At 63.6% G+C, this 20,836-nt stretch carries 23 protein-coding genes and 1 tRNA gene; 21 read left to right on the forward strand and 3 right to left on the reverse strand.

What is annotated here, in order from left to right:
• Position 1: 1 nt before the first annotated feature.
• On the reverse strand, positions 2 to 466 hold the full coding sequence (locus ABZ720_RS14815; RefSeq protein ID WP_366556305.1) for an outer membrane protein assembly factor BamE: 465 nt from the start codon (positions 464 to 466) through the stop codon (positions 2 to 4).
• A 110-nt stretch (positions 467 to 576) separates the two neighbouring features.
• Between ABZ720_RS14815 and ABZ720_RS14820 the strand changes: the two genes are divergently transcribed.
• The 8 genes from ABZ720_RS14820 to ABZ720_RS14855 all read left to right on the forward strand — a co-directional run bounded on the left by ABZ720_RS14820 (position 577) and on the right by ABZ720_RS14855 (position 5,274).
• Complete coding sequence (locus tag ABZ720_RS14820) at positions 577 to 1,161, forward strand: ubiquinol-cytochrome C chaperone family protein (protein WP_366556306.1); 585 nt, start codon at positions 577 to 579, stop codon at positions 1,159 to 1,161.
• Between the two features lie 77 nt (positions 1,162 to 1,238).
• Positions 1,239 to 1,793, forward strand: a complete 555-nt coding sequence (locus ABZ720_RS14825; RefSeq protein ID WP_366556307.1) for a DUF177 domain-containing protein — start codon at positions 1,239 to 1,241, stop codon at positions 1,791 to 1,793.
• Positions 1,794 to 1,902: 109 nt separating this feature from the next.
• Positions 1,903 to 2,088 (forward strand): 50S ribosomal protein L32, encoded by a 186-nt coding sequence (gene rpmF, locus ABZ720_RS14830; protein ID WP_366556308.1) that lies wholly within the window; start codon positions 1,903 to 1,905, stop codon positions 2,086 to 2,088.
• A 46-nt stretch (positions 2,089 to 2,134) separates the two neighbouring features.
• Positions 2,135 to 3,187 (forward strand): phosphate acyltransferase PlsX, encoded by a 1,053-nt coding sequence (gene plsX / locus ABZ720_RS14835; protein ID WP_366556330.1) that lies wholly within the window; start codon positions 2,135 to 2,137, stop codon positions 3,185 to 3,187.
• On the forward strand, positions 3,187 to 4,161 hold the full coding sequence (locus tag ABZ720_RS14840) for a beta-ketoacyl-ACP synthase III (RefSeq protein WP_366556309.1): 975 nt from the start codon (positions 3,187 to 3,189) through the stop codon (positions 4,159 to 4,161). The genes plsX and ABZ720_RS14840 overlap by 1 nt, the downstream gene beginning before the upstream one ends.
• Before the next feature lie 128 nt (positions 4,162 to 4,289).
• Positions 4,290 to 4,592, forward strand: a complete 303-nt coding sequence (locus ABZ720_RS14845; protein ID WP_275822438.1) for an integration host factor subunit alpha — start codon at positions 4,290 to 4,292, stop codon at positions 4,590 to 4,592.
• Between the two features lie 14 nt (positions 4,593 to 4,606).
• Positions 4,607 to 5,008 (forward strand): MerR family transcriptional regulator, encoded by a 402-nt coding sequence (locus tag ABZ720_RS14850; protein ID WP_366556310.1) that lies wholly within the window; start codon positions 4,607 to 4,609, stop codon positions 5,006 to 5,008.
• A 189-nt stretch (positions 5,009 to 5,197) separates the two neighbouring features.
• Positions 5,198 to 5,274, forward strand: a tRNA-Pro gene (locus ABZ720_RS14855).
• A gap of 39 nt (positions 5,275 to 5,313) precedes the next feature.
• Here ABZ720_RS14855 and ABZ720_RS14860 read toward each other — a convergent pair.
• Together ABZ720_RS14860 and ABZ720_RS14865 are read right to left on the reverse strand one after the other, a co-directional pair.
• Positions 5,314 to 5,763, reverse strand: coding sequence for a DUF6691 family protein (locus tag ABZ720_RS14860; RefSeq protein WP_366556311.1), 450 nt, complete (start codon positions 5,761 to 5,763; stop codon positions 5,314 to 5,316).
• Between the two features lie 5 nt (positions 5,764 to 5,768).
• A complete protein-coding gene (locus tag ABZ720_RS14865) occupies positions 5,769 to 6,206 on the reverse strand; it encodes a YeeE/YedE family protein (RefSeq protein ID WP_366556312.1) in 438 nt (145 codons plus the stop codon).
• A gap of 256 nt (positions 6,207 to 6,462) precedes the next feature.
• Between ABZ720_RS14865 and ABZ720_RS14870 the strand changes: the two genes are divergently transcribed.
• The 13 genes from ABZ720_RS14870 to gltX all read left to right on the forward strand — a co-directional run bounded on the left by ABZ720_RS14870 (position 6,463) and on the right by gltX (position 20,722).
• The gene (locus tag ABZ720_RS14870) at positions 6,463 to 6,903 is read left to right on the forward strand and encodes a protein tyrosine phosphatase family protein (protein WP_366556313.1); all 441 of its coding nucleotides are present in this window, start codon (positions 6,463 to 6,465) and stop codon (positions 6,901 to 6,903) included.
• Between the two features lie 16 nt (positions 6,904 to 6,919).
• On the forward strand, positions 6,920 to 7,246 hold the full coding sequence (gene cutA, locus ABZ720_RS14875) for a divalent-cation tolerance protein CutA (RefSeq protein ID WP_366556314.1): 327 nt from the start codon (positions 6,920 to 6,922) through the stop codon (positions 7,244 to 7,246).
• 154 nt (positions 7,247 to 7,400) lie between these two features.
• Positions 7,401 to 7,598 carry a CsbD family protein gene (locus ABZ720_RS14880; protein ID WP_366556315.1) on the forward strand — a complete coding sequence of 66 codons (198 nt, stop codon included), beginning with the start codon at positions 7,401 to 7,403 and terminating at the stop codon, positions 7,596 to 7,598.
• A gap of 169 nt (positions 7,599 to 7,767) precedes the next feature.
• Positions 7,768 to 8,367: a cysteine hydrolase family protein gene (locus ABZ720_RS14885; protein ID WP_366556316.1), complete on the forward strand. Its 600-nt coding sequence runs from the start codon at positions 7,768 to 7,770 to the stop codon at positions 8,365 to 8,367.
• Positions 8,368 to 8,474: 107 nt separating this feature from the next.
• Positions 8,475 to 9,959: an NADP-dependent succinate-semialdehyde dehydrogenase gene (gene gabD, locus ABZ720_RS14890; protein WP_366556317.1), complete on the forward strand. Its 1,485-nt coding sequence runs from the start codon at positions 8,475 to 8,477 to the stop codon at positions 9,957 to 9,959.
• Between the two features lie 66 nt (positions 9,960 to 10,025).
• Positions 10,026 to 11,039 carry an NADP-dependent oxidoreductase gene (locus ABZ720_RS14895; protein WP_366556318.1) on the forward strand — a complete coding sequence of 338 codons (1,014 nt, stop codon included), beginning with the start codon at positions 10,026 to 10,028 and terminating at the stop codon, positions 11,037 to 11,039.
• The gene (locus ABZ720_RS14900; protein ID WP_366556319.1) at positions 11,036 to 11,512 is read left to right on the forward strand and encodes a nucleoside deaminase; all 477 of its coding nucleotides are present in this window, start codon (positions 11,036 to 11,038) and stop codon (positions 11,510 to 11,512) included. The genes ABZ720_RS14895 and ABZ720_RS14900 overlap by 4 nt, the downstream gene beginning before the upstream one ends.
• Before the next feature lie 82 nt (positions 11,513 to 11,594).
• On the forward strand, positions 11,595 to 12,962 hold the full coding sequence (gor, locus tag ABZ720_RS14905; RefSeq protein ID WP_366556320.1) for a glutathione-disulfide reductase: 1,368 nt from the start codon (positions 11,595 to 11,597) through the stop codon (positions 12,960 to 12,962).
• A gap of 89 nt (positions 12,963 to 13,051) precedes the next feature.
• Positions 13,052 to 14,854 (forward strand): SLC13 family permease, encoded by a 1,803-nt coding sequence (locus tag ABZ720_RS14910; RefSeq protein WP_366556321.1) that lies wholly within the window; start codon positions 13,052 to 13,054, stop codon positions 14,852 to 14,854.
• A gap of 147 nt (positions 14,855 to 15,001) precedes the next feature.
• Entirely contained in the window at positions 15,002 to 16,396 is a 1,395-nt protein-coding gene (locus ABZ720_RS14915) for a class II 3-deoxy-7-phosphoheptulonate synthase (RefSeq protein ID WP_366556322.1), read from the forward strand.
• Positions 16,397 to 16,424: 28 nt separating this feature from the next.
• Positions 16,425 to 17,591 (forward strand): beta/alpha barrel domain-containing protein, encoded by a 1,167-nt coding sequence (locus ABZ720_RS14920; RefSeq protein WP_366556323.1) that lies wholly within the window; start codon positions 16,425 to 16,427, stop codon positions 17,589 to 17,591.
• Positions 17,592 to 17,688: 97 nt separating this feature from the next.
• Positions 17,689 to 19,374, forward strand: a complete 1,686-nt coding sequence (locus ABZ720_RS14925; RefSeq protein ID WP_366556324.1) for an NAD+ synthase — start codon at positions 17,689 to 17,691, stop codon at positions 19,372 to 19,374.
• A 13-nt stretch (positions 19,375 to 19,387) separates the two neighbouring features.
• Positions 19,388 to 20,722 (forward strand): glutamate--tRNA ligase, encoded by a 1,335-nt coding sequence (gene gltX / locus ABZ720_RS14930; protein ID WP_366556325.1) that lies wholly within the window; start codon positions 19,388 to 19,390, stop codon positions 20,720 to 20,722.
• The last annotated feature ends 114 nt before the right edge of the window (positions 20,723 to 20,836 follow it).

Consider the following 20,836-nt stretch of genomic DNA (forward strand, 5'->3'; position numbering starts at 1 on the left):
GTCAGTCGGTGTTGAAGCGGCCGAGATTGCCCAGGAGCTGCTGCACGATGGTGATGTCCTGGCCCTCGGTTGGGGTCTCCCGCTCGACGAGTTCAACCTCCTGGCCGTCCTCCAGGCCAAAGAGGTTCACCTGAGACACGCGGTCGGTCTCGTCGAACAGCACTTCCACGACCTGCCGTTCCGTCACCTCCGGATCGAAAAAGGCCACCTTCTCGGTCCGCTGTCCGATGTAGTACCAGACCGGACCCTGAAAGCTCGAAATGGTGGAGGGGGTGCCGAGAATGTAGAGCACATCGTCGCGGGTGGACATGCCGGGTCTGACCTCGGCCACGACGTCCGGATCGAAGCGCATGCCGCGGTTGTCCACCCTGGGGCTGCAGGCTGCCAGCGTTGCCGCCAGGGCAAGGCCGACAAGGCCGGCGCGCACCAACCCTCGTGTGGAAGCTGGACCTCTCGAAGATGTCATGGACTCTACTCCGCCGCCACCGCGGCCGCAAAATGACTGTTACGCCGCTTGATTAACCCCGGCCGCTCGGCCATTTCAAGGTTCGGCAAGACTATAAGGGCCCAGACGTCATGATGCGATCACTGTTTCAGCGCGTATTTCCCGGCAATCCGGTAGAGGAGCCGGCGCGTGCGCTGTACGAGAGCATCGTCCATCAAGCGCGCTGCCCGGAGTTCTATACAGCATGCGGCGTTCCGGATTCGACCGACGGACGTTTCGAGATGCTGCTGCTGCACACCGCCTTGGTGATGCGCCGGCTGCGGCAGGACGGTGAAGCGGCCGCCGGGCTGCGCCAGACGCTGTTCGACACGCTGATCTTCGATATGGACCAGTCCTTGCGACAAAGCGGGGTTGGCGACCTGAAGGTCGGCCCCAAGCTCAAGCGGATGGGTGAAGCCTTTTATGGGCGCTCGAAGGCCTATGACGACGGCCTGGACAGCGCTGAAATGAACGGCCTCCGGGAGGCGCTCGTCCGTAACGTCTACGGCACCACGACAGCGCCCTCCGATGCTGTGCTCGAGGAACTGGCGCACTACATGAGGAAGACGGACGGGCTGCTCGCCCAGCAGGATCGAGCTGCCCTTCTGCAAGGCAAGCCTCATTTCGCCGCTCCGCCAGCCCCAGAGGCTGTGGCACAACAAGCCCTCACGTCTTGACGCAGAGCATCTGGGGATCGAGGTGTGTCGGAGGATCGGCGCAGGCACAGCCGAGCCAAGGATCACGAGCAAGGATCATGTCAGAAACCAAATCCAACGAATTCACCCGACCACTCGTACTGGCCCAGATCGGTGACCGCGAGAGCCGGCACAAGATCGCCGCCGAGGAAGAGGAGCGTTCAGCGCTGGCCAAACGCCTTAGGCTTCAAGGCATAGATCGCCTGGAAGGGGAACTGGCGGTGCGGCGCGTTCGCGGAGGCGCTGCGCTGAAGGTCTCCGGCTCCCTGACCGCCGACGTCACGCAGACCTGCATTGCGACGCTCACGCCGCTCCCTGTGCAGGTGCAGGACAGCTTCCTCGAGAGTTTTGCATTGGAGCACAAAGGGTCCGAGGCAACTGAGATTGATCTCTCCCTCGCGGAAGAAGATGGCATCGAGCCGCTTGGACCGGAACTCTATGCCAACGGCACCTTTGACCTTGGGGAGCTTCTGGTGCAACTTCTCGCCGAACGACTGGATCCCTATCCGCGGCATGCCGATGCTCCCTCGGCTGAGGGTGAGTGGGGCGCAGCCGCAAACGGGGAAAGCGAAGCCAGTCCCTTTGCAGAGCTTGCCCGGAAGTTGAAGCAGTAGCAGCATGCCCGTAAGGCTGTCAGCGTCGGGCTTGTGACAGCGGAGTATTTTCTGTAACTAACGGCGCGCCGCCGCTGGGGTGGTCTGCGCTTATTGCGAGAGTAGAATCATGGCAGTACCTAAGAAAAAAGTTTCCAAGTCCCGGCGCGACATGCGTCGCGCCCACGACGCCCTCAAGTCTCCGTCCTATGTCGAGGACCAGGACAGCGGCGAGTTGCGGCGTCCGCATCACATCGATCTGAAATCGGGTATGTACCGGGGCCGTCAGGTTCTGGAGCCCAAGAGCGATTTTTGATCGGTCCGGTGTGATGCCACGGACGCCGCAGCACTAGGCCATGGTCGTGGGTGGTCGGCTCACTCTGGCACTGGACGCGATGGGCGGGGATCATGCCCCGTCCGCCGTTGTGCGCGGCGCCAACTTGGCCCTGCGGCGCCATCCGGATACGGAGTTTCTCTTTTTCGGACGGGAAGGGGATCTGCGCCCCCTGATCGACCGGATGCGGAAGCTGCGCGGTGTCTCTCAAATCGTGCACACCGACTCTGTGGTGGCGAGCGATGAAAAGCCCTCCGTGGCGCTGCGGAGCGGGCGCAAGTCCTCCATGCGGCTTGCAATCGATGCCGTGCGCGATGGCCAGGCCAATGCGGTCGTCTCCGGTGGAAACACCGGTGCGCTGATGGCTATGGCAAAGTTCGCGCTCCGCACGCTTCCGGGAGTGGATCGGCCGGCGATCAGTTCCTTCTTCCCCACATTGCGTGGGGAAACGGTGATGCTCGACCTGGGCGCCAACGTGGTCTGCGACGCACGAAACCTGGTCCAGTTCGCGGTCATGGGGAACTGCTTCTGCCGCAGTGTGCTCGGCATCCCTGAGCCCACCTATGCGCTCCTCAACGTCGGTTCGGAGGACATGAAGGGCGGAGAGACCCTGCAGGAAGCGGCCGCCATTCTGCGCGACCTGTCGCTGCCAGGCACCTTCGTCGGCTTTGTCGAGGGTGATGACATCGCCAAGGGCACGGTGGACGTCGTGGTGACCGACGGCTTTACCGGCAATGTGGCGCTGAAAACCGCGGAAGGCACGGCAACGCTGTACAGCGAGTTCCTGCAGCGCACCTTCCGGAGTTCGCTCTTGGCGGGGTTGGGGTATCTGTTGGCCCGGCCGGCGATGCACAAGCTGCGCAAGCGTGTCGATCCGCGGCGCTATAACGGAGCTGTCTTTCTCGGCTTGAACGGCATAGCTGTGAAAAGCCATGGGGGAACCGACGCCCTGGGCTTTGCCCACGCCATCGGCGTGTCCGTCGATCTGGCCCGGCACGGTTTTCTGGACGCGATGCGTAAGGATCTTGAGGGGGTGGCAGACGTGCTGAGCAATCCACAGGTACAGGCGGCAGCTGTCTGATGACCCAGCGTTCCGTTATTGTGGGTTGTGGTTCCTACCTGCCACAAAACATCCTGACCAACCAGGATCTGGCAGCCCGCCTCGATACCTCCGACGATTGGATCCGCGATCGCACCGGGATTTGCCAGCGCCACATTGCGGCTGAAGGCGAGGTGACCTCGGATCTTGCTTTGGCAGCCGCCAAGGATGCCCTGCAATCCGCCGGAATGCCGGTCGAGGATCTGGACCTTATCATCTGTGCCACATCGACGCCGGACGAGACTTTCCCGGCAACGGCAACACGGGTGCAGGCCCGGCTGGGCATGACCCGTGGGGCGGCCTTCGATGTCCAGGCCGTGTGTAGCGGGTTCGTCTATGCCTTGGCTGTGGCGGACAACTTCGTGCGCGCCGGTCAGGCCCGCAACGTCCTGGTCATCGGCGCGGAAACCTTCAGCCGCATCCTCGACTGGGAAGACCGTTCGACCTGCGTGCTGTTCGGTGACGGGGCAGGGGCCGTGGTGCTTTCCGCTCAGCCGCTTAATGGCGCCGATCGCCAGCGCGGCGTTCTCTCCACCCACATCTATTCGGATGGTCGGCATCACGACGCCCTCTACGTGGACGGCGGCCCATCTTCGACACAGACCACCGGCCTGCTGCGCATGCAGGGCCGCGAAGTGTTTCGCCATGCCGTGGTCAAGATGGCGGCAGCCATCGACACGGCACTGGAGCACAATGGCCTGACCCCGGGCGACATCGACTGGCTCGTGCCGCACCAGGCGAACATCCGCATCATCGAGGCCATGGCCAAGCGCCTCAACCTGCCGCGTGATCGCGTGGTAGCGACAGTGGACAAGCACGCCAACACCTCGGCAGCCTCCATTCCCCTGGCGCTGGCCGAAGCGAGCAGAGACGGCCGTCTGCAACAGGGCGATCTGGTGCTTCTGGAAGCCATGGGCGGCGGTTTCACCTGGGGCTCGGCCGTCATTCGCTGGTAACAACCGGCTCTCCCATCGATCAGGTACCTGCGGTCATCCTGTGCTCCCGGAAAAGTCACGGGCCTCAAGCATGATTGACCGCTATAACGCCTTGCGATAACGTTTTGAAAAGTCACACGGAGGCGGGCATGGCTGGGCGAACGATCACGCGTGCAGACTTGGGGGAAGCCGTCTACCAGGAGGTGGGGTTGTCCCGCAACGAATCGTCGGAACTGGTTGAAATGGTTCTGGACGAGATGTCCGACGCTCTGGTGCGCGGAGAACTGGTCAAGATTTCCTCATTCGGCACATTCACATCGCGCGAGAAGGGTGAGCGAATCGGACGAAATCCCAAGACTGGTGAAGAAGTGCCCATTCTGCCCCGTCGGGTCCTGGTGTTTCGCGCCTCTCATGTGTTGAAGAATCGCATCAACAGTGGCCGTCGGGCCTGAAGGCCGGAGAGTTTATGAGCGCCCTACGCCAAGACGGAAAATCCGCCGCCGCCTTTCGCACCATCAGCGAGGTTGCGAGGGAGCTGGAGGTAGAGCAGCACGTTCTGCGCTTCTGGGAAACCAAGTTTCCGCAGGTCAAACCACTCAAGCGCGGCGGTGGCCGCCGCTACTATCGCCCGGAAGACATCGAACTGCTGCGTCGCATTCGTGACCTGCTGCGTGAAGACGGATTCTCCATCCGCGGCGTACAGAAGCTTCTGAAGGAGAACGGGGTTCAGGCCATCGTCAAGGGCGAGGAGAAACGCCCGGTGGCGCCGCCCGAAACGGATCCGGCGCAGGACGACAAGCGCGCGAAACTGGGCGAGGTGCTGCGTGAACTTAAAGAGGTCCAGGGCCTGTTGCAGGCCGCGCGCTGAAACGCCTGGGACCCGAGGCCGGGTTCACATCTTGGATATTTCCTGTTTTTAGCGTGTTAGGGCACGTAATTAGTTTTCTGCATTAGCCATCAAACACCCCGGAAAAGCGGCAGGGCGAGCGTTGTCAGACCGGGGCCGGGTCGTTATATAGAAGCCAGCCGAACGACATCGTGTTCGGCCCCCAAGTGACGGAGCGTAGCGCAGTCTGGTAGCGCATCAGTCTGGGGGACTGGGGGTCGTGGGTTCGAATCCCGCCGCTCCGACCAACGAAGAACCCGGCAGGACCATCCCTGCCGGGTTTTTTGTCATTGACCGTAGGCGACATCCCGTCCCGGAGCGGACAGACGCCGATAGGCGAGCATGCCCAGTAGCATGGCAACCACGAAGATCACTGTTTCCATGCGCCCGAAGGCAAGACCGGCAATCGCCGGTCCGGGGCAGTAGCCGACCAGACCCCACCCCGCACCGAACAGCAACGCACCGCCAATCAATCGGCCATCGAGGTCACGGCGCTGAGGAATCTCAAATCGATCGCCCAGGATCGGTGCCTCACGACGCCGGGCGATATAGAAGCCCGGTGCGGCGAACAGCAGCGCGGCCCCCATCACCAAGCCTAGGCTGGGGTCCCAGGTGCCGGTCGCAATGCCGCCGAAATCGAGGAAGGCCAGCACCTTCTCCGGATTCACCATCTGGGAAACGGTCAGGCCGATGCCGAACAGCAGGCCGGCGAAAAGCCCTACAAAGGGGATGAGCATGATTGTCAGCCTCCAATCACGTGGCGTGCGACAAACACCACGGCAGCGCCGGCAGCCATGAAAAGGCCCGTCGCTACCAATGAGCGCGGTGACAATCGAGCAACGCCGCAGACGCCGTGCCCGCTGGTGCATCCGCTGCCAAGGCGTGTGCCAAAGCCCACCAACAGTCCGCCCAGCACAATGATCGGCCAGCTGGCTTCAATGATGATCTCGGGTGGAGCCGCGTTCAGCGCGGGTCCGATGATCATCACCAAGAACGGCCCAAGCAGGATACCGATCACGAAGGGAACGCGCCATGGCGCCCCACTTCGCCCGGCTGTGAAGAGCGAGCCGACAATGCCGCTGATGCCAGCGATGCGTCCTAAGGACAGGAGCAACAGTGACGCCGAAAGTCCGATGAAAGCTCCACCAATCAGAGCCGATACAGGGGTGAAGTTCTCCATGCCAGGTCTTCTCCTTCACTGCCGTTCCGCAGTATGATCAGGCTGCCAACAGACTGTGTTGCAGCGCAACAATGCTCAGATGCGCCGCCGCCGGCGCATTACAAGGACCCTCATCTGGGCGCGGGCGACCTTCCTTGACCCTGGAGCCAAATGTCGCATGCTCGCCTTTGTTGCCTGATCCAATGTATTTCAGTCCTGCAAAGCCGGCCGGCTGAGAGGCTGCATCCAAACCACCCGACCCAGAGAAGGGGAGCCGATGACCACACTGACAAAACTCGACGAGGGCCTCTACGTTGCCGGGCAGATCACTGAGGCCGACGCCGACGTCCTGCGCGACCACGGAATTGTGACAATCGTCAACAATCGGCCGGACGGCGAAGAAGCGGGCCAGCCCAGTGCGGACGAGGCGCGGTGCATCTTTGAAGACATGGGGTTCAGTTACCATCACGTTCCGGTGACCATGGACACCCTGAGTCCCGAGGTGGTCGAAGCCTTTCGCGCCGTGCTGAACCAGGCAGGCGGCCCGGTTCTGGCGCATTGTCGTTCGGGTATGCGCAGCACTCTGCTCTGGGCCCTTGCCGAAGCCCGCTACGGCAGCCAGAGCGCCGAGGCCATAATGACGCAGGCGAAAGCCGCCGGCTACGATCTCACCTCCGCGAAAGGCCTGCTGGAGCAGATTGCCGCCATGCCGCGTTGAAGGAGTGTGATGCAAAATGGCCGATGCCGCATTGATCTATATTACCTACGACGACGAGGAGAAGGCGCGCGCTTTGGGCCGGTCGCTGGTGGAAGAACGGCTGGCCGCCTGCGCCAACGTGCTCGGCCCGATGACACCGATCTATCGCTGGCAGGGGGCAATCGAGGAGGGCAGCGAGGTGGTGCTGCTGGCCAAGACACGGGCAGATCTTGTCTCGAAGGTGACCGATTTCGTGCGGGACTGGCACGACTACGACTGCCCTTGTGTGCTCGCCTTGCCCGTGATCGGCGGGAATCAGGAGTTTCTCGACTGGATCGAGGCTGAGACCATCGCACCAGATTGAGCCGGGTCATCCAGCCGCAGTTTCCTACCGCCGCAATTTCCTCCAGCCGGGGCCATGGCACCGAGTGCGTGGATGGAACCTCGAAGGGCTCAGGCATGTTCCCACTTGGAGGCCGCACTGTACCGGCCGCTTATTCAATGGAGGACAGACCGGAATGAACAGCGACAAGCTTGCCGGAAACTGGAAACAGCTGCGCGGAAAGGCCCAGGAGAAGTGGGGAAAGCTGACCAACGACGATCTGGATGTGATCGAGGGCCAGCGTGATCAGCTCGTGGGCCGGATTCAGGAGCTCTACGGGAAAAGCAAGGAAGAGGCAGAACGCGAGGTCGACGAGTTCTCCAACCAACGCTGAGCCTTTCCCAAAAGCGCCTGCCGGAGCCGCAGCTTGCGGCTCTTCCGGCAGACGCGAGGGGCTTGCAGGAAAGAGCGAGCGGCGCATGCGCCGCTCGTTTTGCCCCGTTTCCCTGCCGGCCACTTTGCTCTAGCCTTCCGCAATCGCAGCAAGGGGAAGGCAGGAAATCGTGGCATTACCGAAGACCCTGATGGAAATGGCTGGCGGTGCCGCACAGCCGCATGCGCTTGCGTCGAGCGCGCTCATCATGATCGACGCCCAGAAGCAGTATCTCAGCGGCCCCCTGGGCCTGACCGGTGTCGAGGCTGCATTGGAGGAAGGGGCCCGTCTTCTCCAAGCCGCGCGCGACGCAGGCTCCCCCATCATACTCGTTAAGCACCGCGGCGCTGCCGGCGGTGCCTTCGATCCGGCCACGCCGGCGTTTGAGATCGCCGAGGCTGTCGCGCCCGGCGAGACGGAAGCGATCGTGGAAAAGCGCCTGCCCAATGCCTTCGCCGGCACCGATCTGGACGAACGGCTGAAGGCAGCCGGGGTAAAAACCTTGATCGTCGCGGGCTTCATGACCCACATGTGCGTCAGTTCGACCGTTCGCTCGGCGCTCGATCATGGCTACGGGACCACCGTGGTCGCCAATGCCTGTGCGACGCGGGACCTTCCCGATGGCCAGGGCGGCGTGCTGAGCGCAGACGCGCTGCATCGGGCCGAGCTGGCAGCCTTATCGGATCGTTTCGCAATCATCGTACCCGATACCGCTGCGCTGCTCGGCTGACCGCCGGTCTTGCCGGCTCGCGACCGCGTTTTATCATCGCCAACAGTCGGGACCGCGCTGGTCCTGCTGTGCTTGTTTCAGCCTCGCTTTTCCAAGGAGGAAAGACCATGTCGACACTTGCCAAGGCTGCCGAGAACGGCGCCCCCCAACTCAACAATCCCAAACTCTTCCGTCAGCAGTGCTACATCGACGGTGCCTGGCTTGATGCCGACAGCGGCAAGGTCAAGGACGTGACCAACCCGGCCACCGGGGAAGTCCTGGGCAGCATTCCGGATATGGGCGCCGACGAGACGCGCCGCGCCATCGAGGCGGCAAACCGGGCCCTGCCGGCTTGGCGTGCGAAGACGGCCAAGGAGCGCTCGAACATCCTGCGCCGCTGGTTCGACCTGATGATGGCGCAGCAGGACGATCTGGGCCTCCTGCTGACTCTGGAACAGGGCAAGCCCCTGGCCGAGGCCAAAGGTGAGATCGCCTATGGCGCCTCCTTCATCGAATGGTTCGCCGAAGAGGCCAAGCGCATCTACGGCGACGTGATCCCGCAGCACCAAAGCGACAAGCGCATTGTCGTGGTGAAGCAGCCGGTGGGCGTTGTCGGCGCGATCACGCCCTGGAACTTCCCCAACGCGATGATCACCCGCAAGGCCGGCCCGGCCCTAGCGGCAGGCTGCACGATCGTGATCAAGCCGGCGACCCAGACGCCTTATTCTGCGCTGGCCATGGCGGAACTGGCTGAGCAGGCCGGCATTCCGGCCGGGGTGTTCAACGTCGTCACCGGCTCTGCCAAGGGCATCGGCGGCGAGATGACCTCCAACCCCATCGTGCGCAAGATCACCTTCACCGGCTCGACCGAGGTGGGCAAGCTCCTGATGGAGCAGTCCGCGTCGACCGTGAAGAAGGTCTCCATGGAACTGGGCGGCAATGCGCCCTTCCTCGTCTTCGACGACGCCGATCTGGATGCGGCCGTGGAAGGCGCGATGATGAGCAAGTTCCGCAACACCGGACAGACCTGCGTGTGCGCGAATCGCATTCTGGTGCAGTCGGGCGTCTATGACGCTTTCGCGGAAAAGCTGGCCGCCAAGGTGAAGGAACTGAAGGTGGGCAATGGCCTCGAAGAGGGCGTCTCCCAGGGTCCGCTGATTGACGGGGCCGCCGTGGAGAAGGTGAAGGAGCACATTGCCGACGCCGTCGCCAAGGGTGCCCAGGTTGCCATCGGCGGCGCTGCCGACTCCAAGGGCGGCACTTTCTTTCAGCCCACCGTGCTGACTGGTGTCACCACCGAGATGAAGGTGACCAAGGAGGAAACCTTCGGCCCCGTGGCGCCGCTGTTCCGCTTCGAGACGGAAGAGGAAGGCATCGCCATGGCCAACGATACCGAGTTCGGTCTCGCGTCCTACTTCTATGCCCGCGACGTCGGCCGCATTTGGCGGGTTGGCGAGGGCCTGGAAAGCGGCATTGTCGGCATCAACACCGGCATCATCTCGACGGAAGTGGCGCCGTTCGGCGGCGTCAAGGAATCGGGTGTCGGCCGCGAAGGCTCCAAATACGGCATCGATGATTTCCTTGAGATCAAGTACATGTGCATGGGCCTGTAAGGCCTTCATCACCCGCCGCCCTGCCCATGTCGGGCGGCGGGTTCTCGTTCGAAGGGGGAGGGGATAATGACGACCACCAATCGCCGAATGGTCCTGGCCCGCCGGCCGGTTCCCGCGGTCGCCGAGGACTGCTTCCGCTTGGAGGAAAGCAGCGTTCCCGAACCTGGCGAAGGCCAGTTCCTGGTGCGCGTGCACTGGCTGTCGATCGATCCGGCCATGCGGGGCTGGATCGCCGAGGGCCCCAACTACTCTCCGCCGGTTCCTCTGGGCGAGGTGATGCGCAGCTTCACTGTCGGTCAGGTGATGGCATCGCGCCATCCCGACTACCCGGAAGGCACGTGGGTCAGCGGCCGTCAGGGCTGGCAGGAATGGGCGTTGTCGGACGGTTCCGACATCGACCGGATTGCTGACCCCGCGGACGGCCCCCTCTCATACAACCTTCACCTCTGGGGTATGACCGGGCTTACCGCCTATCTCGGCTTGACTACCGTGGGCCAGCCCCAGGCCGGCGAAACGGTGGCCGTCTCGACCGCTGCCGGTTCGGTGGGCTCAATCGTGGGGCAGGTGGCACGGGTCCTTGGTTGCCGCACTGTCGGCTTCACCGGTAGTCCGGCCAAGGTCGCTCAGTGCCGCGAGGAGTTCCGGTACGATGCCGCAATCGACTACAAGGCAAGTCCGGATCTGGCCGCCGACCTCTCCGCAGCGGCGCCCGACGGCATCGACGTCTACTACGACAACACTGGCGGTGCGATCTCAGATGCGGTGATGGAGCAGATCAACGTCGGCGCCCGCATCGTCGTCGTTGGCACCATGGCGATTCCCTCCAGCACGCCGCCGCCACAAGGGCCGCGCTACAACCGTGCCATACTGGTCAAGCGCGCCCGCATGCAGGGCTTTCTCGTGCTCGATCACTTTCACCGGCTGCAGGAAGCGGTGGATCAGCTAGGCGAATGGTATCGGGCGGGTGAGATCCGCGTGCGCGAGGACATCGGCGAGGGCCTGGAAAGCGCACCGCGCCAGCTTCTGCGGCTGCTCGCGGGCGAGAACGATGGCAAGGCACTGGTGCGTTTGGAAGAATGACTGACGCTGAAATGCAGTTTCTGCGCCGGGCCATTGGTCTTTCGCTCGACGAGACCGATGCCAATGAAGGCGGCCCCTTCGGCGCGGTGATCGTGAAGGATGGCCGGATCATCGCAGAAGGCTGGAACCGGGTGACTTCGTCGTGTGATCCGACGGCCCACGCCGAGATCGTCGCCATCCGCAACGCCTGCCAGGCCCTCGGGCGCTTCGATCTTGAGGGCTGCGAGATCTATTCCAGCTGCGAGCCCTGTCCCATGTGCCTGGCAGCGATCTATTGGGCCCGTCTGGGGCGCCTGACCTACGCGGCAGATCGTCACGATGCCGCAGCCGTAGGCTTCGATGACGACTGGCTATACCAGGAAGTTCCCAAGCCCCCGGAGGAACGCCTGCTCACCACGCGCCGTGACCTTCAAGCCGAGGCGCAGCAGGCCATGCGTCGATGGCTGGAAAAGGAAGACCGCATCCCTTACTGATGCGCCCGCTGGAGCAATGCACCGCCCCTTGGGCGATCGCCACTGCCTCAGCCATCGCAGCCTGTCCGCCGGGAGTTTGACCATGAGCAGCTATGATTTCGACCTCTTCGTCATCGGGGCCGGGTCCGGTGGCGTGCGCGCCAGCCGCATGGCCGCTGCCGCGGGCAAGCGGGTGGCGGTGGCCGAGGAGCGCCATCTGGGCGGCACCTGCGTCAACATCGGCTGCGTGCCGAAGAAGCTGATGGTCTACGCCAGCCACTTCAGCGAGGAGTTCGAGCAGGCAGCCGGTTTCGGCTGGACGGTGGGGGACAGTGATTTCGACTGGTCGACGCTGATCTCCAACAAGAATGCCGAGATTGCCCGCCTCAACGGCATCTACGAGAACCTGCTGACCAAGGTCGGCGTGGAAATCGTCGAGGGCCGGGCGACTCTGGTCGACTCCCACACGGTGTCGGTACAGGGGCGCCGAATCACCGCTGAGTGCATTCTTGTGGCCACCGGCGGTGTGCCGTCTCGCTCCGACGAGCCGGGTCAGGAACTGGGGCTGGTCTCCGACGACATCTTCTTCCTGGACAAGCAGCCGGAGCGCATCCTCGTGGTGGGCGGTGGCTACATAGCCGTGGAGTTTGCCGGGATCTTTGCCGGTCTCGGCAGCAAGACCTCGGTGGTCTATCGCGGCCCCCTGTTCCTGCGCGGCTTCGATGAGGACCTGCGGGAGTTTCTGGCCCGAGAGATGCCGAAAAAGGGAGTGGATCTGCGTTTCAACCTCAATGTCTCCCGCATCGAGGAGACGCAGAGCGGACGACTGGTGCATTTCTCCGACGGCACCCGAGAAGAGTTCGATCAGGTGCTCTACGCCATTGGGCGGGAGCCGAATACGGATGGGTTGGGTCTCGAAGAGGCCGGTGTCGCCCTGACCGCCAGGGGAGCGGTCAAGGTCGACCCCTATTTCCGCTCGAATGTTGCTTCAATTTTTGCGATCGGTGACGTGACAGACCGGCTGCAGTTGACGCCGGTCGCTATTGCCGAAGCTATGGCTATCGTGCGCTCGCTCTGCGAGGGACAGTCGACGGAACTGAACTACGAAAACATTCCCTCGGCAGTATTCAGCCAGCCGCCTCTGGCCAGTGTGGGTCTCACCGAGGCCCAGGCGCGTGAGCAGCATCGCGAGATCGACGTCTATCGCACCGAGTTCCGCCCGATGAAGCATACGCTGTCTGGCAGTGACGAGCGCACCATCATGAAACTGGTCGTCGACCGGAAAACCCAGAAGGTGATGGGTGCACACATGGGCGGCATGGACGCCGCCGAGATCATCCAGGGCGTGGCCATCGCCATCAAGGCAGGCGCGACCAAACGCGATTTCGATGCCTCCGTCGGCATTCACCCGACGGCGGCCGAGGAGTTCGTGACTATGCGCGAGCCCGTTGCCGAGCCCAAGGGTAATTGAGCCGAATCCTCTCGACAGCAACAAAAGAACTTAACATGCTCGTCGGGTTTCGCCGGCCGCAGGCCGGTTCCGAATAAGGAATCTGCGGATTGGCCATTGCCGGTATCGGTGTCGACGCCCTCTTCGTGCTTTTGGTGACGGCAGGGGTCTTCGTGGCCTTCGCGCGTGCGTGGGCACCGCCCGACGTCATCGCGATGTCGGCCGTGGCCGTGCTCCTCCTGGCGGGCGTGCTGCGCACTGACGACCTGCTTCCCGTGTTTTCAAACAGCGGCCCGATCACGGTCGCCTGCATGTTTGTGCTGTCCGCCGCACTGGATCGAACCGGCGTCATCGAGTGGGTGGGCCTTAGGGTTTCGGCTCTGGCAGAGCATTCCCACAGCTTGGCAATCGTTGTGCTGCTTGGCGGAGTGATGCCGCTCTCCGCCTTCATGAACAACACGCCTGTGGTCGTTGTGATGACCCCGGTGGTGATCGGCTTGGCCGCCACAATCGGCGTTGCGCCGACCCGGCTGCTGATCCCGCTGTCCTACGCCGCCATTCTAGGCGGCGTCTGCACGCTCATCGGCACTTCCACCAACCTCCTGGCAGACGGCGCCGCCCAGGCGCAGGGACTGGCAGCCTTCGGCATGTTCGAGATCACCGGTCTGGGGCTCATCATGGCAACGGTGGGCGGGCTGTACCTGGCGGTGTTCGGCCGCATTCTACTGCCGGACCGACCTTCCCTGGCGGCACTGCTAGGCGATGGCTCGCAGCGGCGCTTCCTTGCTGAAGGGCTGGTGTTGCAGGGGTCGAAGGCTGTCGGCAAGACGCTGGCGGAAGCGGGACTTATGCGCAATCCGGCTGGCGTCGTGATCGATATCATCCGGGATGACCGCTCGCTGCGCCATCGGATGCGTGATCTGACCGGCGTACAGTTGGAGGCGGGTGATCGGGTGGTGCTGCAAACCCATGCCCGCGAGGTGATGGGGCTGCGCGCTGCCGGGAAACTCGCCTTTCCGGGCGACGGCGAGGTGGAACTGGAGCCTGTCTCCACCCAGCAGGCGGTCGTCATGGAGGGCATCGTCGGTCCGGGGTCGCGACTGGTGGGCCGCTCCATCGTCGACCTCTACTTGCGCCGCCGCTACGGCGTGTTTGTGATCGCGGTCCACCGGCAGCACGAGAATCTTTCGCAGAGCTTCGAACGTCTGTCGCTGCGTTTCGGCGATACGCTGCTCCTGGAGGGACCACCCGAAGGAATTCACCGGCTGGTGGAAGACGGCCTGCTGCTGAACCTGAACGAGGTGCACACACGGCCTCTGCGCCGGCGGCGCGCCCCCCTGGCCGTTGGGGCCATCGCCGGGGTCATGCTGCTGGCGACCTTGGGGATCATGCCCATCGCCGGGCTGGCCATTATCGCCACGGTGGCAGTGGTCGTTCTCGGCTGCGTGCGGCCGGACGAGATCTACGAAGCGATCGAATGGCGATTGCTGCTGCTCATTTTCGGAATGCTCGGATTGAGCGTTGCCATGGAACAGACCGGGGCGGTGCTGTTGCTGGTTGAGGGCATGCTGGCCCTGGCCGGCCCCTTCGGGCCCTTCATCGCCCTGTCGATGATCTATCTGATGGCCTCTCTGCTCACCGAGATGGTGTCGAACAACGCCATTGCTGTCCTGATGGTGCCGATTGCCGTCGGCGTGGCGCAGCAGTTCGGCGTCGATCCGCGCCCTTTCGTCGTTGCGGTCATGTTTGCGGCATCTGCCTGTTTCGCGACCCCCATTGGCTATCAAACCAACACCTTCGTTTATCATGCCGGCAACTACCGCTTCAGCGATTTCGTGAAAGTCGGCCTGCCACTTAACATACTGCTCTGGCTCGTCGCCTCCGCGCTGATACCTTTGTTCTGGCCCCTTTGAGGTCATGCCGGAGCCAGGGAGCCCCGAGGAGGCCCCCGCAGGCTCCTATTCCCGCTGGATTCACAGGGGCGCAGTGTCTAAGACTGCTTGAGGAGTGCCGCCTGCCTGCGGTTTCGGCGGCGAACGGACAGTACTGAGGTTCGCGTTATGACACAGACATGGTCACCCCAATCCTGGCGGAGCAAGCCGATCCGGCAGGTGCCCGCCTATCCCGAACCGCAAGCCGTCGAAGCGGTCCGCGGAACCCTCAGCAACTATCCACCCCTGGTTTTTGCCGGTGAAGCGCGCAACCTGAAACGGTCCCTGGCGGACGTGGCCGAAGGCAAGGCCTTCCTGCTGCAGGGCGGGGACTGCGCCGAGAGCTTTGCCGAATTCCATCCGAACAACATCCGGGACACCTTCCGGGTACTCCTGCAAATGGCGGTGGTGCTGACCTTCGGGGCTGCCTGCCCTGTTGTGAAGGTCGGGCGGATGGCGGGGCAGTTTGCCAAGCCGCGCTCGTCGGACGTGGAGGTGCAGGACGGTGTCGAACTGCCGGCCTATCGCGGCGACATCGTCAACGGCATCGACTTCGCGGAATCAGCGCGCACCCCTGATCCCGAGCGTATGCTGCGCGCCTACAATCAAGCCGCGGCCACGCTCAATCTGCTGCGCGCCTTTGCCCAGGGCGGCTTTGCCGATCTGCACAAGGTGCATCAGTGGAACCTGCAGTTCGTGGCCGGCAGTCCGCAGGGACGGCGCTACGAAGAGCTCTCCCAGCGCATCGACGAAGCCATGGCCTTCATGCAGGCCTGCGGCGTGACGCCTGACACGGTGCAGCAGCTGCGCGAGACCGATTTCTACACCAGCCATGAGGCGCTGCTGCTCGACTACGAGCAGCCCCTGACCCGTGTCGACAGCCTGTCGGGCGAGTGGTACGCCTGCTCGGCGCACATGCTCTGGATCGGCGATCGGACCCGGCAGCTCGACGGCGCGCATGTTGAGTTCCTGCGTGGCGTACAGAACCCCATCGGTCTGAAGTGTGGCCCGACCACGGATCCTGACGAGCTGCTGCGCCTGATCGACACCCTGAACCCGCAGAATGAAGCCGGACGATTGACGCTGATTTCGCGGATGGGCGCGGAGAAGGTGCAGGCGCATCTGCCGGCGCTGGTGCGCAAGGTGCGCGAAGAGGGGCGCCATGTCGTCTGGTCCTGCGATCCCATGCACGGCAACACGGTAAAGTCGGGCAGCGGCTTCAAGACGCGCCCCTTTGACCGCATCCTGCAAGAGGTGCGCGGCTTCTTTGCCGTTCATCGCGCCGAGGGCAGCTATGCCGGTGGCGTGCATTTCGAGATGACCGGTCAGGACGTGACCGAGTGCCTTGGCGGGGCCCAGGCCATCGACGATGCCATGCTGGGCGACCGCTACCACACGCACTGCGATCCGCGGCTGAACGCCAATCAGGCTCTCGAACTGGCGTTCCTCATCGCGGAGGAACTGAAGTCCGAACGCCTGGCACGCGGCCAGGACACGCCGGTCGCGCGCGTCGCCGGCGAATAAACGGACGCAGATCACGGAGACAGGGTCCATGCCCGACGAGGTGAAGGCGCAGGAAGCGGCGACGAACGGCGCCGTCTGGCCCCGGACCGATGAGCAGATCGGTGCCTGGACCGACGTCTACTTTCGCAAGACCAAGGCGGTGGTCGGTCAGTTCGGCGATGCCCGTGTGACCTATGCGCTTTTCATGCGCCGACCCGTTGTCTCGGCGCCGCGGTTGGCGATCGAGTGGCTCGAGGCGATCGGACGGGAGCGCGGGGTGACATTCGAGATCGACCAGCGCTATCCCGAGGGCAAGTGGGTCGGGGCCGGCGAACCGATCCTCTATGTCTCCGGGCCCTTCTATCACCTGGTCGACCTGGAAACGCTGCTACTGCAGAAGCTGGGGCCGGCCTGCGTTGCCGCGCACAATGCCTTTTCCATGTGCGCCGATCTGCCGGGCGTCGCCTTTCTTGCCATGGATGCGCGCCACTGTGCCGGTACGGAGATGGCGGAGCTGATGGCCTACGCCGCATCAGTCGGTTCCGCCCGGGCGAAGCGCAAGGTGAATGCCGTCGGCTTCATCGGCAACGCGACCGATGCCACGGCCCACTATTTCGACCAGCCCAAGGGGTTGGGGACCATGCCGCATGCCATTATCGGCTATGCCGGTTCGACGCTGCGCGCAGCCGAAATGTTCGACAGCTGCTTTCCCGATGCTCCCATGACCGTGCTGGTCGACTACTTCGCGCAGGAAGTGACCGACAGCCTGGAGGTCTGCCGGCACTTCGCTGACAGAGCAGCGGCCGGCACACTCTCCGTGCGCCTCGACGTGGCAGGCAGCCGCTATCTGGAAGGCCTCGATCCCACCGCCTCCTACGCGGTGCTGGAACGTCATGTGCCCGAGGCGGTGCGCGGCTATCGCACCGAGGAGGAGCTGCGCTATCTCGTCGGACCGGGCGTGTCGGCGGCCGCCATATGGCGGATGCGTGAAGTCCTTGATGAGGCCGGCTTCCCCAAGGTGAAGATCGTGGCATCCAGCGGCTTCGGGCCGAAGAAGTGCCGGGTCATGTCCGAGGCAAAGGTGCCGGTGGATGTGATCGGAACCGGTAGTTTTCTCCCTATCCGTTGGACCGAAACCTACGCCACGGCGGACATTGTCGAGTACGACGGTCAACCGCGGGTCAAGGTTGGCCGCGAGTTCCTCCTGCGCCGCTGATGGACCGGACGCTACTGTGCGCCGCCGACTGGTGCCGCCGGAAGTGCACATCTTTCCTGCTTGAACCCACCCGCCTTCACCTGCGACACGGGCTCCTATGACCGATCACCTTCGCATCGCCCTGGCTCAGTTCAACCCGACAGTCGGCGACGTGCCCGGCAATCTCGCTCGCCTGCGTGCATTGCGCGAAGAAGCCGCAGCGCAGCAGGCCGACCTGCTGGTCGGGAGTGAGCTCTGCGTATCCGGCTATCCGCCTGAGGATCTCGTGCTCAAGCCCGCTTTTCTCGCCGCGGTGCGCACGGGGATCGAAGAGTTGGCGCTGGAAACCGCCGACGGCGGCCCCGGGCTGTTGATCGGTGCGCCCTGGTGCGAGGATGCCGAAGCCACCTGGCCTTTGCGGGGCAAGGTGTTCAATGCAGCGCTGTTGCTCGATGCCGGTCGTATCCAAGCGGTGCGCTACAAGCACAATCTGCCCAACTACGGCGTGTTCGACGAGGGGAGGGTGTTCACCCAAGGACCGCTGCCCGGTCCCGTCAACTTCCGCAGCGTGCGGATCGGCGTGCCGGTGTGCGAGGACATCTGGTTCCCGGAAGTCGTCGAGTGTCTGGAGGAGTCCGGCGCGGAGTTTCTGCTGGTACCGAACGGCTCGCCGTTCGAGGAAGGCAAGCTGGAAGTCCGCCAGCAAGTGGCGCTCAATCGCATCGCCGAAAGCCGACTCCCCCTGGCCTACGTGAACCAGGTCGGCGGCCAGGATGAACTGGTCTTCGATGGCAGCTCCTTCGTGCTTGGGGCCGACTCCTCCCTCCGCGTGCTGCTTCCCGCCTTCGAAGAACAGCTTTCCTTGACGGACTGGCATAGGGATGACGAGGGCTGGGTCTGCCGCGAAGGGGAGCAGGCAGCTCCGGCGGAAGGTCACGAGGCGCTCTATCGCGCGCTGCAACTGGGCTTGCGCGACTATGTGCGCAAGAACGGCTTCCCCGGCGTTGTGATCGGCATGTCCGGCGGCATCGATTCCGCCCTCTCGGCTGCGGTGGCAGTGGATGCCCTCGGCGCGGAGCAGGTGCACTGCGTGATGATGCCCTCACCCTACACCAGCCAGGACAGCCTGGAGGATGCGGCAGAGTGCGCGCGGCTGCTGGGCTCCCGTCTGGATGAAATCAACATCGGGCCCGCCATGCAGGCCTTCGACACCATGCTCAAGCCGCTGTTCGAGGGTTTGCCAGTCGATGTGACCGAAGAGAACATCCAGGCCCGGGCGCGCGGCATCAGCCTCATGGCCCTCTCCAACAAGTTCGGCCACATGGTGCTGTCCACCGGCAACAAGTCGGAGATGAGCGTCGGCTATGCCACGCTCTACGGCGACATGTGCGGTGGCTACAATGTCCTGAAAGATGTCTACAAGCAGAGCGTCTATGCGCTCTCGCGCTGGCGCAATGCGAACAAGCCGAAGGACGCTCTCGGCCCCGAGGGCATGGTGATTCCCGAGCGCATCATCACCAAGGCGCCCAGCGCCGAACTGCGCCCGGACCAGAAGGACGAGGACAGCCTGCCTCCCTATGCCGACCTCGACGCCATCCTGCGCGGCCTGATCGAGGAGGAAGCCAGCGTGGATGCGATCGTGGAGCGCGGATATGACCGTGCAGTGGTGAACCGGGTATGGCGCTTGCTGGAGAATGCCGAGTACAAGCGCCGGCAGGCAGCGCCGGGTGTGAAGGTCACCTCGCGCGCTTTCGGGCGCGATCGCCGCTATCCAGTGACCAATGCCTTCAAGGGCCCGGCCTGAGGGAGCGAACAGGATGAAGGTTCGCTTCGCTCCCAGCCCCACCGGGCTGCTTCACGTCGGAAATGCCCGCGTTGCCCTGCTGAACTGGCTCTGGGCCCGCAAGGAAGGCGGCACCTTCCTGTTGCGGCTGGACGACACCGATCGCGAACGCTCTACGCAGGTCTACGCAGAGGCCATCTGCAGGGACCTAGTCTGGCTGGGTTTGACCTGGGACGAAACGGCGCGCCAGTCCGATCGCATGGAGCGCTACGCCGATGCCGTGGAACGGCTCAAGGAGGCCGGGCGCCTCTACCCGTGCTGGGAGTCGGCCGAAGACCTGGAGCTCAAGCGCAAGCTCGCCATGAAAGCGGGACGGCCGCCGATCTACGATCGCGCTGCCCTAGGCTTGAGCGATGCCGAGAAGCAGTCGCTGCTCGACGCAGGGGGCAAGCCACACTGGCGCTTCAAGCTGGACCACAGCGCGATCGAGTGGGCAGACGCCGTGCGCGGTCCGCAGCATTTCGGCGGCCAGCATCTCTCCGACCCCGTGCTGCTGCGTGAAGATGGCCGGCCGCTCTATACGCTTTCTTCCGTGGTCGATGATATCGAGCTGGGTGTCACCCACGTGCTGCGTGGCGAGGATCATGTGGCGAATACGGCGGTGCAGATTCAGCTCTTCACGGCACTGGGCGGCAGCGTGCCGGTGTTCGCGCACTTGCCGCTGATTGCCGATGCAAGCGGGCAGGGGCTCTCAAAGCGCCTCGGCTCGCTTTCGTTGGCCTCCCTGCGAGAGCAGGGCCTCGAGCCCATGGCGCTCAACAGTTACCTGGCAAGACTGGGCACCTCGGACCCCATCGAGGCGCATACCGAGATGGAGTCCCTGGTTGCGGGGTACGACATCAGCCGTTTCGGTCGGGCGACTCCCAAGTTCGATCCCCAGGAACTGGAGCCGCTCAACGCCCGTGTTCTGCAGCAGCTGCCATACGAGGCCGTCGCGGAGACCTTCAGCGAGGCCGGCCGCACCGATTTTGGTGCCGCACTGTGGGAGGCCGTTAGAGGGAATCTGGCGCGTCGGCAGGACGCTCTGGAATGGTACCAGGTCGTGCGCGGGAGCATTGCCCCACGCATCGAAGACCCTAAGTTCTGCGCGACAGCGGCAGAGCTCTTGCCGCAAGAGCCCTGGGATCAGAGCACCTGGAAGGACTGGACCGCCGCTGTGAAGCAGGCGAGCGGTCGCAAGGGTCGCCAGCTTTTCCTGCCCTTGCGCCTGGCACTCACCGGTCGCGAGAGCGGACCAGAACTCAAGGATCTGCTGCCCTTGATCGGTCGGGAAAAGGTACGAAAGAGATTGCTGTCTGCGAGCGCGTGACTGCCGAGCAGTTGCAGCTAGAGTATCCGTGTTGATCAAGAAGGAAAGTTGACCCATGGACGCTGATCTCTGAGGAGGGCGTTTGCGAGGATCACGAGCTTGCGCATGATGGCT

The organism is Aquibaculum sediminis (genome assembly GCF_040712085.1).
GTDB lineage: Bacteria > Pseudomonadota > Alphaproteobacteria > Kiloniellales > DSM-21159 > Aquibaculum > Aquibaculum sediminis.